This is a genomic window from Stenomitos rutilans, from assembly GCF_059505485.1.
Genome location: NZ_JCACKR010000090.1, coordinates 142,176 through 158,167 on the forward strand (window position 1 = coordinate 142,176; position 15,992 = coordinate 158,167).

At 52.6% G+C, this 15,992-nt stretch carries 15 protein-coding genes; 6 read left to right on the forward strand and 9 right to left on the reverse strand.

Annotation, left to right across the window (positions count from 1 at the left end):
- Positions 1 to 106: 106 nt before the first annotated feature.
- Both kefF and kefC read left to right on the forward strand, forming a co-directional pair.
- Entirely contained in the window at positions 107 to 757 is a 651-nt protein-coding gene (gene kefF, locus AC5JLP_RS16755; protein WP_496069069.1) for a glutathione-regulated potassium-efflux system oxidoreductase KefF, read from the forward strand.
- Complete coding sequence (gene kefC / locus AC5JLP_RS16760) at positions 750 to 2,639, forward strand: glutathione-regulated potassium-efflux system protein KefC (RefSeq protein ID WP_496069070.1); 1,890 nt, start codon at positions 750 to 752, stop codon at positions 2,637 to 2,639. Before kefF ends, kefC begins: the two co-directional genes overlap by 8 nt.
- 80 nt (positions 2,640 to 2,719) lie before the next feature.
- Here the strand turns inward: kefC and AC5JLP_RS16765 are convergent, their stop codons facing one another.
- Positions 2,720 to 3,700, reverse strand: coding sequence for a DMT family transporter (locus tag AC5JLP_RS16765; RefSeq protein WP_496069071.1), 981 nt, complete (start codon positions 3,698 to 3,700; stop codon positions 2,720 to 2,722).
- Positions 3,701 to 3,845: 145 nt separating this feature from the next.
- Here AC5JLP_RS16765 and AC5JLP_RS16770 point away from each other — a divergent pair, with 145 nt between their 5' ends.
- Positions 3,846 to 6,422, forward strand: coding sequence for a single-stranded-DNA-specific exonuclease RecJ (locus AC5JLP_RS16770; RefSeq protein ID WP_496069072.1), 2,577 nt, complete (start codon positions 3,846 to 3,848; stop codon positions 6,420 to 6,422).
- Positions 6,423 to 6,495: 73 nt separating this feature from the next.
- Complete coding sequence (locus AC5JLP_RS16775) at positions 6,496 to 7,200, forward strand: hypothetical protein (protein WP_496069073.1); 705 nt, start codon at positions 6,496 to 6,498, stop codon at positions 7,198 to 7,200.
- Positions 7,201 to 7,292: 92 nt separating this feature from the next.
- Here the strand turns inward: AC5JLP_RS16775 and AC5JLP_RS16780 are convergent, their stop codons facing one another.
- The 5 genes from AC5JLP_RS16780 to AC5JLP_RS16800 form a co-directional block, all read right to left on the reverse strand.
- Entirely contained in the window at positions 7,293 to 7,634 is a 342-nt protein-coding gene (locus tag AC5JLP_RS16780) for a Dethiobiotin synthetase (RefSeq protein ID WP_496069074.1), read from the reverse strand.
- Between the two features lie 107 nt (positions 7,635 to 7,741).
- Positions 7,742 to 8,803 carry a 3-deoxy-7-phosphoheptulonate synthase gene (gene aroF / locus AC5JLP_RS16785; RefSeq protein WP_496069075.1) on the reverse strand — a complete coding sequence of 354 codons (1,062 nt, stop codon included), beginning with the start codon at positions 8,801 to 8,803 and terminating at the stop codon, positions 7,742 to 7,744.
- Positions 8,804 to 8,857: 54 nt separating this feature from the next.
- A complete protein-coding gene (locus tag AC5JLP_RS16790; RefSeq protein ID WP_496069076.1) occupies positions 8,858 to 9,385 on the reverse strand; it encodes a PAM68 family protein in 528 nt (175 codons plus the stop codon).
- A 35-nt stretch (positions 9,386 to 9,420) separates the two neighbouring features.
- Positions 9,421 to 9,690, reverse strand: a complete 270-nt coding sequence (gene rpsO / locus AC5JLP_RS16795) for a 30S ribosomal protein S15 (protein ID WP_496069077.1) — start codon at positions 9,688 to 9,690, stop codon at positions 9,421 to 9,423.
- A 224-nt stretch (positions 9,691 to 9,914) separates the two neighbouring features.
- On the reverse strand, positions 9,915 to 11,576 hold the full coding sequence (locus AC5JLP_RS16800; RefSeq protein ID WP_496069078.1) for an alpha-amylase family glycosyl hydrolase: 1,662 nt from the start codon (positions 11,574 to 11,576) through the stop codon (positions 9,915 to 9,917).
- A 349-nt stretch (positions 11,577 to 11,925) separates the two neighbouring features.
- Between AC5JLP_RS16800 and AC5JLP_RS16805 the strand changes: the two genes are divergently transcribed.
- Positions 11,926 to 12,345 carry a hypothetical protein gene (locus AC5JLP_RS16805; protein ID WP_496069079.1) on the forward strand — a complete coding sequence of 140 codons (420 nt, stop codon included), beginning with the start codon at positions 11,926 to 11,928 and terminating at the stop codon, positions 12,343 to 12,345.
- Positions 12,346 to 12,546: 201 nt separating this feature from the next.
- Here the strand turns inward: AC5JLP_RS16805 and AC5JLP_RS16810 are convergent, their stop codons facing one another.
- The 3 genes from AC5JLP_RS16810 to AC5JLP_RS16820 form a co-directional block, all read right to left on the reverse strand.
- Positions 12,547 to 12,789, reverse strand: coding sequence for a hypothetical protein (locus AC5JLP_RS16810; protein WP_496069080.1), 243 nt, complete (start codon positions 12,787 to 12,789; stop codon positions 12,547 to 12,549).
- Between the two features lie 280 nt (positions 12,790 to 13,069).
- Positions 13,070 to 13,930: an alpha/beta fold hydrolase gene (locus AC5JLP_RS16815; protein ID WP_496069081.1), complete on the reverse strand. Its 861-nt coding sequence runs from the start codon at positions 13,928 to 13,930 to the stop codon at positions 13,070 to 13,072.
- A gap of 107 nt (positions 13,931 to 14,037) precedes the next feature.
- Positions 14,038 to 15,459, reverse strand: coding sequence for an amidohydrolase (locus AC5JLP_RS16820; protein WP_496069082.1), 1,422 nt, complete (start codon positions 15,457 to 15,459; stop codon positions 14,038 to 14,040).
- A 174-nt stretch (positions 15,460 to 15,633) separates the two neighbouring features.
- On the opposite strand from AC5JLP_RS16820, the gene AC5JLP_RS16825 reads away from it, so the two are divergent.
- Positions 15,634 to 15,930, forward strand: coding sequence for a DUF8820 family protein (locus tag AC5JLP_RS16825; protein WP_496069083.1), 297 nt, complete (start codon positions 15,634 to 15,636; stop codon positions 15,928 to 15,930).
- Positions 15,931 to 15,992: the final 62 nt, after the last annotated feature.

Sequence of the window (15,992 nt, forward strand, 5' to 3'; positions counted from 1 at the left end):
CTCGTGCCGTGTTGTGGGAGGTCAAGCTTTACTACAGCCATGCTTTAGGCGCTGAAATGTTATCCTTTGCACAGCATTCCTCACCCGCACGTTGCACGGCAAAACTATGAGCACTCCGAACCAGATTTTGATTTTGTTTGCTCACCCAGCCCTCGAAAAGTCGCGGGTGAATCGGCGTTTGGTTCAAGCCGTGGATGGGCTAGATGCGGTGATGGTGCATGACCTGTATGAAACCTATCCCGACTTTCATATCAACGTGAAGGCAGAGCAAGACCTGCTTTTAGCACACGACATTATTGTGTTTCACCATCCGTTTTACTGGTATAGCAGTCCAGCCATGCTGAAAGAGTGGCAAGATCTGGTGCTGGAGCATGGTTTTGCGTATGGGCAGGGCGGCACGGCGTTACGGGGCAAAAAATGTTTGACTGCCATTACCACTGGGGGCGACAAAGAAGCTTACTGCCAGAAGGGCTATAACCGTTTCACGATTCGGGAATTGCTGGTGCCCTTTGAGCAGACCGCCGCTCTCTGTGGCATGGAGTATTTGCCGCCGTTTGTAGTGCAGGGAACGCATCGCCTGCAAGAGCGCCATCAAGTTGATCAGCACGCAGAGGATTACCGCGCGGTGATTACGGCATTACGAGACGACACGATCGCCTGGGATGAGTTACGGCAAGCAAAACATTTCAATTACAGCCTTGATCGCATCCTGGTAGCACCAGAGACACCACAACCAGAGGCTGCGCAACATGCATGACAATTTGTTGTTTCAAGCGTTTGTCTATTTGGTCGCGGCCGTGGCTTCGGTGCCGATCGCCAAGCGGCTGGGGCTGGGGTCTGTGCTGGGCTATCTCATTGCTGGGGTGATCATTGGGCCGTTTGTCCTGAAGTTTGTAGGCGGTGGTGAAGAGAGCGATGTCATGCACTTCGCTGAGTTTGGCGTCGTCATGATGCTCTTCCTGGTGGGGTTAGAACTGCAACCGTCGTTGCTCTGGCGCTTACGCGTGCCGATTTTGGGTTTGGGTGGCTTGCAGGTCTTAGTGACAGGGAGCGTGATCGCCGCGATCGGCATACTGCTCGGACTCCCCTGGCAAACCGCGCTGGCAGTCGGCTTGATTCTGGCCCAGTCTTCTACGGCGATCGTGCTGCAAACCCTGAATGAAAAAGGCTTGACGAAGACAGAAGCCGGACAGTCCGCGTTCTCAGTGCTCCTGTTTCAGGATATTGCAGTCATTCCCATCCTGGCGTTTCTGCCGCTGCTGGCGATGCCGATCGCCTCAGCGATGTCAACCAACGAGGTAGTTTTAGTGGCCGCCGAAACGGCAGAGCATGGCACTGCTTTACCCCCGTGGCTGCAAGCGCTGCTGGTCATTGGCACCGTGGGCGGCATTATTTTGGGCGGACGCTTTCTCACCCGCCCCATCTTTCGCTTTATTGCCACCACAGGACAGCGAGAGATTTTTACCGCAACCGCCTTGCTCCTCGTGATTGGCATCGCGCTGGCAATGGAGCAAGTGGGACTGTCCCCTGCACTCGGCACCTTTGTTGCAGGTGTCGTGCTGGCAGAGAATGAATACCGTCACGAGCTAGAAAGTGACATCGAACCCTTTAAGGGCTTGTTGCTGGGACTGTTCTTTATCTCCGTAGGAGCCAGCATTAACTTTAGCCTGCTGCTAGAGCAACCGTGGTTGATTTTGGGCTTAGTGCTGGCGCTAGCGATCGCTAAGTTTGCCGTACTGGTTGGTCTGGGGCGCTTCTTTCGGATGGAACTGAGCCAAAGCTTGCTGTTTGGCTGTGCACTGGCCCAAGGCGGCGAGTTTTGCTTCGTCCTGCTGTCCTTTGCAACCCAAAACAAGGTACTGGCTGAAAACGTCGCTGGCCCTCTGGTCGTAGTGGTTGCCCTCTCAATGGCGCTGACCCCGCTCATTATGATCCTCAACGACAAGGTGATCCAACCCCGCTTTATGGCTACCGAAGTGGAACGCGAAGCCGACGAAATTGACGACGGTGAAACGCCAGTGATCATCGCTGGCTTTGGGCGCTTTGGGCAGATTGTCGGTCGCCTGCTGATTGCCAACGGCTTTGAAGCGACCGTCCTCGATCACAGTCCGACCCAAATTGATCTACTGCGCCGCTTTGGGTTCACAGTGTTTTACGGCGATGCGTCCCGTCTGGATCTCCTCCATGCCGCTGGGGCAAAGGAGGCGCGGCTGTTTGTGGTGGCGATCGACGATCGCGATCGTGCCCTGCAAATCACCGATCTGGTGAAGAAGCATTTTCCCCATCTGCGCATTCTGGCCCGCGCCATCGATCGACGCCATGCCTATGAATTCATTCAGCGCGGAGTCGAAGTCGTCCAGCGTGAAACCTTCGACTCTGCCTTAGAAACGGGCGAGAAAGCCCTGAAGCTACTAGGCTTTCGTGCGTACAGAGCGCATCGCGCCGCCCGCATCTTTAAAGAACACGACGAACAAGCTCTGTGGGAAGCTGCAATGATCGATGACGACAAGGGAAGGGTTGCGCGCACCCAACAGCTCCAGCGAGATCTGGAACGAGTGCTGCAATCAGACAACCAAGAAATGCCTCGCGACGACATCGAGCGGGCGTGGGATATATCTGCGCTGCGGAAGGGAGAGTAGGAGGGATGAGGGATGAAAAAGTTTTGAGTTGCTTCCCCTACTCCCTTTGCTTCCTCTACCTCCCCCACTCCCTTGCTCCCCTACTCCCTTCGCTCTACCTCCCTACTCCCCATCCCCCTCTCCCGTCCCAACAGTGCCACGCTTAACGTCACGATCGCTACTCCCGTAATCTGCACTACGTTCAGCGTTTCCTGAATCGTGAGCCATGCCAGCACGACGGTCAGGGCAGGATTGCTGGCACCGATCATGGAGGCTGTTGTGGCACCAATCAGGCGGATGCCAATGTTATTGAGTAAGTGACCTGCAAAGGTGACGATCGCAGAAAATAATCCGCCAATCCATAAGGGGGGCCAGGGTAAGGGTGCACCTTGCTCATGCCAAACCTGTTCATGCCAGAGCAAAAGGCTCACGCCCGACAAAATCAATGTGGTCAAAAAGCTGATCCAGGTGAAGGGCACCGGATGCAGGGTTTCAAAGCTTTTTTGGGCAACGACAGTGTATAAGGCGTATGCGATACCTGACGCAATACCCATCATGATGCCAATCACGCTGGTATGGCTCATCGCAGGGTTGACGTGCGGCAACGTGAGGGTGCTGCCCAGCAGAACAAGCCCCATCACGCTCCAGCGAAACACGGTGGGACGATCGCCAAAGAAACGCCACGAAAAGAGCGCGGTGAAAACGGGGTAGGAAAAAAACAGCGTGATCGCAATGCCCACTGGAATCAGTCCCATCGACACATAGAGCAGCGCTAGGTAGAGAAACATCAGCCCACCACCCGCGATCGCCCGTTGTAAGAGGGGATATTTCGCTGGCTCACGCAATTGCCCAATAGCTTTCCAGGTCGGTGGGTACAGCTTGCCTGCTAACGCTGCCATCAACGGGACGACGAGCAGCATTCGCATGAACATCAGCAGAAACGAGTTGGGTAAAGTCGGCGCAACAAACCCACCTGTGTGGAACACGCTCAAAACCGTCTGCTCATGAAAGAGCGTTCTCACAATAACGTTTTGAAAGCAGAAAAAGAACGAAGCCAGTAAAACCGTCAGAAAACCAACCACTGCGAACCATCATGAAGGATAGCTTGATCCTACTCAGCAAATTGGCTCAAGCGGCTGCACGCATCGCTTGTCTAACGTCGAGTTTTCCATCGAGTAGCATGGTACAAGAGTATCGTTAGGTGTGATGATCGCTACCCTGTCACCAATGCCTGTCTCTGATACTGCTTCATGGCACGTTCACCCGATCGCCCCACTGCCAGACTGGTTTGTTCAGGCAGTCCAACAGCATGCGCCAAATGTGCCAGGGCAGTATGCTGCCCAACTGTTGTGGCAACGAGGTCTCCGCGATCGAGAAACGCTGGCAGGCTTTCTGGATGCCAATCAGTATCAACCCGCTAGCCCCTTCGACTTTGGGCCGGAGATGCAGCGGGCGATCGATCGCTTGCAGCAGGCATACACCAACCAGGAGACGATCGCCATTTGGGGCGACTTTGATGCCGATGGTGTAACCGCAACCGCTGTGCTGTGGGACGGATTGGGACAGTTCTTTACCCAACAGCAAACCCTGTTCTACTACATCCCCAATCGGTTAACGGAGTCGCACGGGTTATCGCAACAGGGGCTTGATAGCCTGCACGCCAAACACTGTCGCCTCATCATCACCTGCGACACGGGCAGCACCAATCTGGCAGAAATTGACCATGCCCGCAGCCTGGGAATGGATGTGATTGTGACCGATCATCACACCCTACCAGAAGCGCGTCCGCCCGTCACTGCCATCGTTAATCCCCGCTACTTGTCGATCGACCATCCCCTAGCCACCTTGTCGGGTGTAGCGGTCGCTTACAAGCTGGTAGAAGCGCTTTACGAGACCTTACCGACCGTGCCACAAGAGCCACTGGAGAACCTGTTGGATTTAGTGGCGATCGGTCTGATTGCCGACCTGGTTGAACTTAAAGGCGACTGTCGCTATCTTGCTCAGCGAGGCATTGAGCAATTACAAAAGCAGTCTGATCCCACAACCGCAACACGACCGGGACTGGCTAAACTGCTGGCATTGTGTAAACGCAGCGGCGATCGGCCTACCGATATCTCCTTTGGTCTGGGGCCGCGCATCAATGCTGTGAGCCGCATTCAAGGAGACGCGCACTTTTGCGTTGAGCTTCTCACCAGCCAGGATGTCACTCTCTGCAACCACCTGGCAGAAGCCACAGAACTGGCAAACACCCGCCGCAAAGCCCTCCAGAAGGATGTAATGCAGCAAGTTAAGGCCCGACTGACCCAGATCGATCTTTCTACCACAAGCGTCATTGTGTTGGCAGATGAGCAATGGCAAGTTGGCGTTCTGGGCCTGGTCGCGGGGCAAATCGCGCAGGAGTATGGGCGACCGACGATTTTGTTGCAGACGGAGTTGGCAGGGAGCGGGGAGTGGGGAGTAGGGAGTAGGGCAGAGGGAACAGGGGGAGCAGAGGGCGTAGGGGAAGCAGGGGAGGCAGAGGGAGTAGGGGGAGCAGAGGGCGTAGGGGAAGCAACTCAAAACTCAAAACTCAAAACTCAAAACTTTTTCATCCCTCACCCCTCATCCCTCATCTCTTCATCCCTCCCTCCTCTCGCTCGTGGTTCTGCCCGATCGGTCAACAACATTGACCTGTACCAACTGGTGAAAGACCAGGCGCATTTATTGCATCGGTTTGGTGGGCATCCGTATGCAGCAGGATTGAGTCTGCCTGTAGAGAATGTGCCGCTGTTTACTGAGGCGCTGAATCAGCAAGCGCGACAGGTGGCTGAGTTAGGCCGTTCTGCAATACAGGCTGGCTTAACCGTGATGGTGGCTGATCTGGGGAAAGAGCTGTTTCAAGCGTTAAAACTGCTGGAACCTTGTGGGATGGGCAATCCAGTTCCCAGACTTTTCTTACAAAATTGCTGGTTTGAGAATGTTAGCAACAAGAATATTAAGGACTGGAGGGGGGGCAAAGTTCGTTATATCAAAACTGAGTTTGAGTTGCGGGATGACTCAGTTCTGAAGGGCTTTCCGGGTCTGTGGTGGGAGCATTACCAGGATGAGGTGCCGAAGGGCAGATGTGATGCGATCGTTGAGCTGGATTTCAACACTTACCAGAAACGCTACGAACTTCGCCTTGTCGTCGTCCGTTCTTGTAAAGCAGACGTAACTTCTCGACGCGCTGATGGAGCATGGATTTTGGACTGGCGGGGGTTGAATCATACAGCAGGGGGGATGGGGGCACCACAGAGACGCGGAGACGCGGAGAACATCCAGACCTCACACCCCGACCCCTACACTCCGACCCCTACACCCCTCATTCTCTCCCGGTGTCCGACGAGTTGGGCTGAATTGCAGAGGTGGTTTCGCCGTGCGGTTCAGGAGCAACGATCGCTAGCGATCGCCTATGCTGCTCCATCTCGCACTACGCCGCATGACATCTGGCAAACCCTGGTTGGCATTGCTAAATACCTGAGCCGCACTGGGCAGACAGCGACTCGTACCCAGCTATTAGACAAGTTGGAAATCGGCGATCGTGCCCTAAGGCTGGGGTTTCAGTCGTTGGCATACTTGGGCTTCACCCTCCGCTATGCTGACAATGCGTTTCAAGTCACGTGGCAAGAGCAAATGTCGCACACAAGTGCCAATGCCGCACTGGTGGCAGCCGTAGAGCAGTTTACGATCGCGATCAACGAAGAGCAGTTTCGTCGTCAATACTTCTATCAAGTGCCGCTTGCCACCATTCAGGCGATCGCCGCTCAAACTACAGCAAGCGAATAAGTTAAAACGTTGCAGTGCCAAACATCGAAAGTAATGGCAAGATGGCTTCACGCTCACCAATAGGCTTCGGACAATGAATGAGATTGTAGTAACGCCCGGTCGGATCAGGAAGAAGCAGGGGACGGGGGATAGGGGACGGGAGACGGGGTTTTGTAGACCTGTGGTGCAATCCCTTGTACCCAAAACGCTGCGATCGACTCGGCGGTTCTTCACGGTAGGATTAAGTCTTGCTCTCGGCTTGTTAGCAGGGCGTGTAGAAGCACTGCCAGGGCAAACACCCAGTGAAGCTGTGGTGTGGATTCAGGCGAACCCGACGTTGCGGCCTGTTCGTGGCGAAAAGCTTTTGGTGCGTAAAAGCGACACACCTGCTCAACGCTTTACGTTTTCGGCGACTCCGTTGCAAGTAGGCAGAGCTTCGTCGGGTGCAACGGGCGGCATTATCCGTACCGAGGAAATTTCGTTTTTCGATATCCAAAATGGCGTGACCCGCGATCGCTTGCAAGAAGCCCTCCGCGCGATCTATGGCCCAACTGTTTATCAGGATTACACTCAGGCCAGAACGCTTTACGCCTATCCCACCCAAAAAACGCTTGACCAATCAATCAATCGAGATGCACCGTTGCTTGCCGCTTTGCAGGGAGAAGTCCGCGAAGGCGATCGCTACGCCTATTGGCTCGAAATTGCTCGACAAAAAAACAGCTTTGCTTACACTGGCAAAATCACTGTTTTCCTGAGAGATGACTTACCAAAGCTAGAAGCTGAACTGCGCAATCGGTGAAAGAAAAGAATACGGGTTAAGTTGGCTTCGCGTCACGGGACAAAAGGCAGAGTTTTCTCTTCCCCTCTTTCCCCTCTGCTTCCCTTCCCCCTCTACCCCTGCCACACGCCGATAAAAATACTCTTCACCGCTGCGGCAATCCGGCTGAGGTCTTCATCCAGCAAAGGAGGCCAATCGACTCCTGCTTGCTGCCCACTTTCAAACGCTTGCCGACTCTCTGTCGCTAAAACATGCAAAGAACAGGCCAGTTCTCGCTCAAAGTTTGGGCTTTCCTGAAGCGACTCAAACACCACTTTTAGCGCCAGCAGAAGGGACGTAACCTGACCAGGAATGGGAGGATACCCTTGTTTCAGACGTGTCAGGAGCGCGTCTGGATTGTGGTCTGCCGCTGTTCCTTGGTTGACCAGCAGACTCCGAGCGGTTTGGTAATCCACAGGTAAATAGTGAACGATAGAAGTGCTCTCTGACTGTACCGCAGCAAGACCATGAATGAGCTTGCTGAGACAAAGTTAGGGCTATGGGTTAGTGAATGCGACGTAAACTAAACAGCGATCGTCGCAGGTTCTTCAGTCCATCGCCCCACAGCTTTGCCAATCACCGACAGCTCTTGCATCAGACGATCGAACCGCTCTGGTGTCAGCGATTGAGGTCCATCAGACAGGGCTTTCTTCGGGTTGGGATGGACTTCAATCATCAAAGAATCTGTCCCTGCCGCGATCGCCGCCATTGCCATCGATGGCACATATTCCGATCGCCCGGTACCGTGACTGGGATCGATCATGATTGGCAAATGTGTCAGCGATCGCAGCACTGGAATGACCGAAAGGTCCAGCGTATTCCGCGCATACTTGTTGTCAAACGTGCGAATGCCACGCTCACAAAAAATCACGTTCGGGTTTCCGGCAGCAAGGATATATTCAGCCGCCATCAGCCATTCCTCGATCGTGGCAGACATGCCGCGCTTTAGCAGCACAGGTTTATCTTGCGCCCCGACCTTCTTTAGCAGGGAAAAGTTGTGCATGTTGCGAGCGCCAATCTGGATGACATCCGCGACCTCGCCCACAAGCTCCAGGTCTGCTGCATCCATCAATTCGGTAATGATGCCTAACCCTGTTGCTTCGCGTGCGGCGGCTAGCAACTCCAGCGCACTTTCGCCATGTCCCTGAAAGGCATAGGGTGATGTACGAGGCTTAAACGCGCCACCCCGTAGAAACTGTGCGCCTGCTGCCTTGACGCGCCGTGCCGTTTCAACGATCATTTCTTCGTTTTCGACAGAGCACGGACCTGCTACAACGACCAGCGGATGATGCTCACCAAAGGCGATCGCGCCATTCGGTGTAGGGACAATCACCTCACTCGATTCACCATGATGGTATTCACGGCTGGTGCGCTTGTACGGCTTTTCTACGCGCAAAACCTGCTCAATCCAGGGGCTAGACTCCTGAATCTGGAGGGGATCCATATCCACAGTATCGCCCACCAAGCCAATGACGACTTTGTGCTTCCCAACAATCTTTTCTGGATTCAAGTTCCAGCTAGAAAATTCGTCGGTAAGACGAGTAATTTCGGCTTCTGGAGAGCCAATTTTCATGACTACGATCATGGGGTTTGTCCCTCCTTGTGCGTAAATTAATCGGGCTAGAATGACGGGTGTAAATCAATCAGAAGAATTGTCGTTGGCCGCCTTGGCCGTACGCCAGGATTCCCGGAGCCGCCCAAAATTCAGTTTGAATTCGTCAAAGCCTAGCGCGTTTCCCAAACGCTCTTCATCCCATGACGCGGAAAGAGGGCCGTAGCTTAAGCCCAACACCCCTAAGCCAAAGAAGCCCAAACTGACTAGCAAGACGGCTACCGTCGGGGGCTTAAAGAGATCGTTGGCGATCGCAAAATAGCTCACCACAAACGTCAGGATGGCACAAGCCGTCGGCAGGCCACAAAAAAAGGCCGCACGCTTCACCATCCGGCGGTTGACGACCTCTGGAATATTGGAGTTGCTAGGCATCCCCTTAAGCGACTGCTTACCCTTAGCCATAGTCGGCTGATTACTTGGACTTGGCTTCGCTGAGGCAGCAGTCGTCGGTTGTGGTTGCTTTTGGCGAACAGGCTCAAAGGGCAGGGAACTAGATGCCGCTTCTTTTTGCGTTGAAGCGGTATTCCCTTGAGCTTTTTTCTTTTTCGCAGTCATAGACAAACCAGTCCTTATTTAGCCGCGAACACTCGTCAACCGCGAATCCCTAGTCGAGTGATGAGTGCACGGTAGCGAGCGTTGTCCTGCTTTTGAATATAAGACAAAAGGCGCTTTCTCAAGCCAATCATCCGCAACAGCCCTTTACGGGAAGCGTGATCTTTTTTGTTGGTCTTGAGGTGTTCGCTCAGGCGATTAATCCGCTCGGTCAGCATGGCGACCTGAACATCCGCAGAACCAGTGTCCGTTTCGTGAACCTGGTAATCAGAAATGAGTTCTTGTTTGCGCTGTTGCAGCAGAGGCATGTCTCGTAAGTCTTCCTGGTTGGTATATAGTCGCAGTCTATTATCTTACCACAGCCTAATCGGAGATCGAGTAAGTTTGTTGAGCCACATTGAGCTTTGGCGTTGTGAGAAAGCAGGGGAAGCAAGGGGGGCAGGGGAGGCAGAAGAAGGCAATTCAACTCAAGACGTTTTACCGCCGCCTAAAAGGTTGCCTTCTCATTCCTCATCTATCTCGTATCTTTAGCTTAAGCTTGCCAGACTAGAACTTTCGCTTCAAAGGGGCCGATGTCGATCGCCAGACTGCGATCGTGGGCTTCGACATCGTAGTTGCCTGTCCATTCATGCCAGGTGCCATCTGCAGGAAAATCTGTGACCGTGTAGCCGCCTAAAAATTGATCGGAGAAGTTGGCAATGACTACGACGCGAGAGCCTTCATCGTTCCAACGTGTGTAGGCAAGCACTTTGCCTTCGGAGTTCTCATGAAAGAATTCGATGTTTTCGGTGTAGAGAGCGTGGTTTTCCTTGCGGAGATGAATTAGACCTTTGTAGTACTCAAACAGACCCTGGTTTAGATCGCCACCCAGCAGCGTCCAATCAATTTTTGCCTGGTCGATCGTCTTGTACTTGTACTCGCCAAACTCTTCGCCCATCCAAATTAAGGGAACGCCCACTGCGGTCATGAGCAGATCGGCACCCAACCTCGCCCGACGGAAGGCTTCGTCGTCAAGGATGCCACGATCGCCCAGTTCTGCCATCACGTGATTGTGGTCGTGGTTGGTCAGATAGTTTACGACATTCGTAGCACCCATAAAGCCCTGACGCTTAGAATCCAGCACATCTTTCAACCGCTCCAGGTCGAAGGTGTCGCCGCAAATGTGCTCCAGGATGCAGTGGTAAAAGCTGTCGTGCCAGCAACCATCCATCGGGCCATCCACGTTGGTAATGCTGGGAGTCTCAGGAATGTGTTCTGCAATGGCGTAAAAGGGTTTGGCACCTGCTGCTTGTTTCGCTTCCTGGACGACCCAATGCATGAAATCATAGTTGGCGATTTGCCGTGCGGCATCAAATCGGATGCCATCAATGTGATATTCCTCAACCCAATAGCGGACAGCATCGCCCGAAAAGCGACGGGCGGGATAGGTTTCTAAGTTCTCGTCGTAGTGTTCGTAGTTAAACTCTGGCCCCCAGTTGTTATCAGGATCACGGGGTTCGTGATGGTACCAATAATCGTGATCAATTTGGGTAAGCGGGCAGGATGATTCAGAGTGATTGTAAATGCCATCCATAATGATGCGAATGCCTCTAGCATGACAAGCATCAATGAGTTTCTTTAAATCTCTACTTGAGCCATAGCTTGTTTCCGCTGCAAAGAAATGACGAGGATTGTAGCCCCAACTATAACTACCTGGATATTCTTTGATGGGCATGAGTTCGATCGCATTAATCCCCAGATCGCACAGGTAATCGAGTTTATCAACTACATGTTTGTATTGTCCCCGTGCCTTTTTATCGTCTTCTCCTCCCGAAAAATCGGCAACGTGCAGCTCGTAAATCACCAGCTCATGATCAGCGGGCAGAGGCTTGTTATCATGCTGCCAAACATACGTATCGACAATGCGTTGACCACCTTTGATGCGAACAATGCCGTTTTCTTCGCTACTATTACCATCCACATCGGTTGCATAGGGATCAGTCACGTCAACCCATTGATCGGGTTCAAAAAACCAGCTTTTCGATCGCACCCGAAACTTATATTGATAAACACCATCGTCTAAATCAACGCTGACTTTGAAAACGCCATCCTTTCCCTTCTTCATGGGCAATGCTTCCCACTCCGAGAAAGAGCCAATCAGCGCGACTTCCTTGTTATAAGGTGCAAACAAACTAAACTCAATAGCACTTGCCATAATGCTCCTTTAAGATGCGGCAGCACCAAAAAATAATATGGCAGCATCTTCTACTGAGCGATCGCAAAGCCGCATCTGACGCAGGGTATAAGTCTTAAAAAAGCATCTATCAGCGGTCAACGATCAGCCGTCAGCGTAGAAGTTTTGAGTTTTGCGTTAAAGAGCTATTAGCGGTCAGCGTAGAAGTTTTGAGTTTTGAATTAAAGAGCTATCAGCGGTCAGCAGTCAGCGGTCAGCCTACCTTTCGGAAAGCAAGCTACAGCCTTTAGCCTTCATCCCTCATCCCTCATCCTTCTCCCGTCCGATCGTATACTAGCCCTGTGGAAGCTGTTTGCTAGGGACATTGAGAATGCAGAGAATTTGGAAAGGACTGTGGGCAATGGTTTTCGTTGTCTTGCTAACAGCTTGTAGCTTACCGATCAATGCACCGGGCCGCCATTTGGTCGAACAGGCGATCGTGCAACAACTGCATGAAACCCAGGCAGTGCTCAATCAGCAGCTTCGGCTTACGGTTCAGCCCACTGACCTCACCATTAAGCGAGTTTTGATCAAAGAAGAAACGCCACTCACGATCGAAGGACTGAGCGCTTACCGGATACAAGGCACCTACAATGCCACAATCAAACTACCAACACGACAGGTTACGGAGCAGCAGAATCCGTTTGATGTCTATCTTCAGCGGCAGAAAGAGGGTAAGACTTGGCGCTTGGCACGGTTATCAACGGATGATGAGGGTGAGCCAATTTGGATCACACAGCGCCTTCAGTAAGCTTGGTAAACCTGATTGATAGCACTTCTTAACCAGTTGCAGGCATCAACATCAAGCTTTCAGCTAGCAGCAGTCAGCCAATCCTGTGGGACGTAAACTACAGCTTTCTGTGCCTTTTGCCACACAAGAAAGGGCTTCATGAGTTTGCAACCTCACGAAGCCCACCACTCAGCTCGCTGTATGTTTCACAGACTACGATCTTTAACGACGATATTCGTAGTGACCGGGAATCCAATGGCGCTGGCGGTTTGAATAGTCCCAACGCCCAGCGACCCAAACGCGACGCTCAGCGCGACGGGGTGCTTGTACAACAACTGGGGCACGACGTACAACTACGGGTCTGCGAATGACAACTTCGGCAGAGGCTGGCTGTAATACCAGGGCTGTACCCGCGATCGGAAGTGCCATGATTGCCGCAGCAATCACTCCTTTAATTCCTTGCATGTTCAAATCTCCTTGTGTCTAGAGTTTTAGACGAAGACAGCTTGTCTTCAGGTGATGCACCATCACTGAAGCGTTAGAGAGACCGTAAACTAAGCTTTGCGAGACCTTCATTGGGGTCATCTTCAGATGAATGGTTAAACCAGCCAGACCACAGCGGTTACCCGTATTGGTTGGTTTACGTAGCTTAAGACTGAGTGGCATGCTGACTGGTTCAACTGAACCGATGGATCTCTCTAGAGAGGTAGCAATTGAATGTCACCGTCTGTACTCGATGAATGCGCTACCGCTTGTAGACAAGGAAGCCCGCGATCGCATCCAGCAAAGCTTCAGGTTCATCCGCACGAATAGAATGACCACTATTTTCAAAAATTCGCAAATCGGCATTGGAAATCGCGCTGGCAATTTCTTCTGAAAATTCAGGCGGGCAAATCCAATCATGCCGTGCGCCGATAACTAGCGTGGGAGCGGTGATTTTGGGTAACTCACTGCGAATATCGTAAGTCCGCAAAAAGCCTCCAAAGGCAACATTGATGGCATCGGGCGAAAGGATGGCACGATCCCACGCTTTGGGCGGCGAGTCTGGATCGGCAGTGATGGAATAGAGCGATCGCGTGACGGTGAAATACTCCCGCAACTGGTCTTCATTCTCAAAGTTGCCATCCCATAAGCGCTGGGCGATCGCTTTCTGCTCCTCAGTACCCCGTTCTGCCAGGATTTCCTTGGCTCTTTCTAAGAAACGGTAGTCGGGCACGGTGACGATCGCGATCAGGTGCGATACGTTTTGCGGATAGCGACTGGCATAAGTCAATGCCACCATACCGCCATACGATGCCCCGATCACTACAATCTGCTCTAAGCCAAGATGTTGACGGAGGGCTTCCATATCCTCCACGTTATTGTCCAAGGTGTAAGTTTCTTTCGCCCCACGTGCCGATCGACCCTGACCGCGATGATCAAAATAAACCAGTTGCATTTTCTGGCTCAATGGCGACAAAGTTGGCTTAAACGACGTATGATCGGCTCCCGGCCCTCCGTGAATCAGGAACGCCACAGGCTTTTCCCGCATCCGCTTGCCATCCGGCACCAGACCCGCACCTTCAATATCAAAGTAGATTTCGGTATCGCGTAACTTGGCTCGCATGGAAAATCCTAAGAATGCAGTGATTAGCGGTTATGCAGGAGCCAGGAGTCAGGAGTCAGAAGTCAGCTTTTTAGCCTTTAGCCTTCATCCTTTGCCCTCTGCCTCTCTCACGAATATCCCTTTATCTGCGCTGGCAAGCTCATGACCGATCGATAGTGGGCTTCTACTTCCGCAATCTTGGTGGATTGGCGGTTGGTGATCCACTGGCTGCGATCGAACAAATTCTGCCGCAAGTCATCTACATTGATCGTGGTGACGTTGCCATTGGCGACAATGCGATTGCCCCGCACCCAGACGCTATCAACCGCTTGAGTAGGACGACCGAGTACCAATAGCCCAATTGGATCGGTACGCGGCAAGAGGGAGAGATTTTTCAGGTCATACAGTACCAGGTCTGCTTGCTTGCCAATGCTGAGTGATCCAATTTCATCAGCCATCCCCAGTCCTGTAGCACCGCCGATCGCAGCGACTTCAACGGCTTCGCGGGGTGTCATCCAGTGGCGATAGTCAAAATCAGTGATGTTATGCAGAATCGAGCCGATCTTAATGGCTTCCAGTAGGTCTTGCCCATCGTTACTCGCAGAGCCATCGCAGCCAAAGGCCACATTCACGCCTGCCCGCAAATATTTGAGAATCGGCGCAATCCCGCTGCCCAGACGCAGGTTGCTGAGAGGGTTATGCACAACGGTGGCCTGCGTTTCGGCGAGGATGGCAATGTCGGCATCGTCTAACCAGACGCAGTGTGCCAGAGAGGTACGATCGCTCAAGAAACCAAGTTCTTTCAAATGTGCAACCGCGCTACAGCCATATTTTTCGTGGGCTAACATCTGCTGCGCTTTGGTTTCCAACAGATGAGTATGGAGTGGTAGGGTGTAGCGATCGCTTAACTCAATAAAGCCTTCAAAAAGGGCATCGGAGCTTAACTGCAACCCTGTTGGGGCAGGCAAAATCGTGATTCCTTCCTCTGGCTCATGAAACTGGAGGATGGCTTCCTGAAGCACCGCGATCGATTCCTCCGTTGTCCGCTGATAGGGAATATGTTCGCGCTCAATTCCCCCTGATGGAATGCTGGCGGTCAACGGCTCATCCTGCATCAACGGGCCAATAAACGCACGAATGCCCACTTCACGGTAGGCCCGTACAGTAGCGGCGATCGACTCCAGTTCGCGCCCCGGAATCATCACGAGATGATCCACAACGCTGGTGCCGCCTGTGAGCAAGGTTTCGACGGCTGTACCCAAGGCACTCAGATACAACTGCTCTGGGTCGAGTGGCTCAAACTCATACAGCTCGGCAATCCACAATTCCAGCGGTGTGGGCGGAATGATGCCCCGTTGCCACATCTCTGGTGAATGGGTATGAGCATTCACAAAGCCAGGTAGCAGCAGCTTATCGCGCCCATCCACAGCGGTTCCGACTACTTCCAGGTTGGGTGCGATCGCCGCAATCCGCCCCTCTACAATCTGCACATCAACCGTTTCGTACCCCTGCTCAGCGGAAATGATCGCACTCTGAATGGTGAAATCCACGCACTTAAATCCTTTCTAAAATGAGAAATTGATCACCAAAGAGAGCTTTTACCCGTCCATCTCTCTTAGTTGTTGATACTGTGTTTCATTGTTTGAAGTCAAGCGTCGAGGACTTTGCAGCCGCTAGAGTTGAATTAAGCGATGGTGGGGAATCCTATCTACAAAATGAGGATTATGATGCAACCAATGCGACAGGGGGATGTCATTTTGCTCCCCAGCAAGACGATCGAAGGGAAACCTTTACCTCATCTCACGCTGGCAGAAGGCGAAGTCACGGGACACAAGCACCACATCAGCGATGGGCAGGCAGCACTATACGAAAAAGATGGCACTCTCTATCTCAAAGTGCTTTCAGAAACGGCAACGTTGACGCACGAGGAACATAAGCCGATCGACATTCCCAAAGGCACCTGGATGATCCGCATTCAGCGCGAATATGAGCCAGAAGGATGGCGGTATGTGGCGGATTGAGGAGGCAGTGGGCAGGAGTCAGGAGCCAGGAGTCAGAAGTAGAATGGAGATTGAAACTGAAA

Excerpts from the sequence above, each read along its gene's own strand:
- kefF (WP_496069069.1), top strand. The coding sequence starts at position 107 with ATGAGCACTCCGAACCAGATTTTGATTTTGTTTGCTCACCCAGCCCTC.
- kefC (WP_496069070.1), top strand. The coding sequence starts at position 750 with ATGCATGACAATTTGTTGTTTCAAGCGTTTGTCTATTTGGTCGCGGCC.
- AC5JLP_RS16770 (WP_496069072.1), top strand. The coding sequence starts at position 3,846 with ATGCCTGTCTCTGATACTGCTTCATGGCACGTTCACCCGATCGCCCCA.
- AC5JLP_RS16775 (WP_496069073.1), top strand. The coding sequence starts at position 6,496 with ATGAATGAGATTGTAGTAACGCCCGGTCGGATCAGGAAGAAGCAGGGG.
- aroF (WP_496069075.1), bottom strand. The coding sequence starts at position 8,803 with ATGATCGTAGTCATGAAAATTGGCTCTCCAGAAGCCGAAATTACTCGT.
- AC5JLP_RS16790 (WP_496069076.1), bottom strand. The coding sequence starts at position 9,385 with ATGACTGCGAAAAAGAAAAAAGCTCAAGGGAATACCGCTTCAACGCAA.
- rpsO (WP_496069077.1), bottom strand. The coding sequence starts at position 9,690 with ATGCCTCTGCTGCAACAGCGCAAACAAGAACTCATTTCTGATTACCAG.
- AC5JLP_RS16800 (WP_496069078.1), bottom strand. The coding sequence starts at position 11,576 with ATGGCAAGTGCTATTGAGTTTAGTTTGTTTGCACCTTATAACAAGGAA.
- AC5JLP_RS16805 (WP_496069079.1), top strand. The coding sequence starts at position 11,926 with ATGCAGAGAATTTGGAAAGGACTGTGGGCAATGGTTTTCGTTGTCTTG.
- AC5JLP_RS16810 (WP_496069080.1), bottom strand. The coding sequence starts at position 12,789 with ATGCAAGGAATTAAAGGAGTGATTGCTGCGGCAATCATGGCACTTCCG.
- AC5JLP_RS16815 (WP_496069081.1), bottom strand. The coding sequence starts at position 13,930 with ATGCGAGCCAAGTTACGCGATACCGAAATCTACTTTGATATTGAAGGT.
- AC5JLP_RS16825 (WP_496069083.1), top strand. The coding sequence starts at position 15,634 with ATGATGCAACCAATGCGACAGGGGGATGTCATTTTGCTCCCCAGCAAG.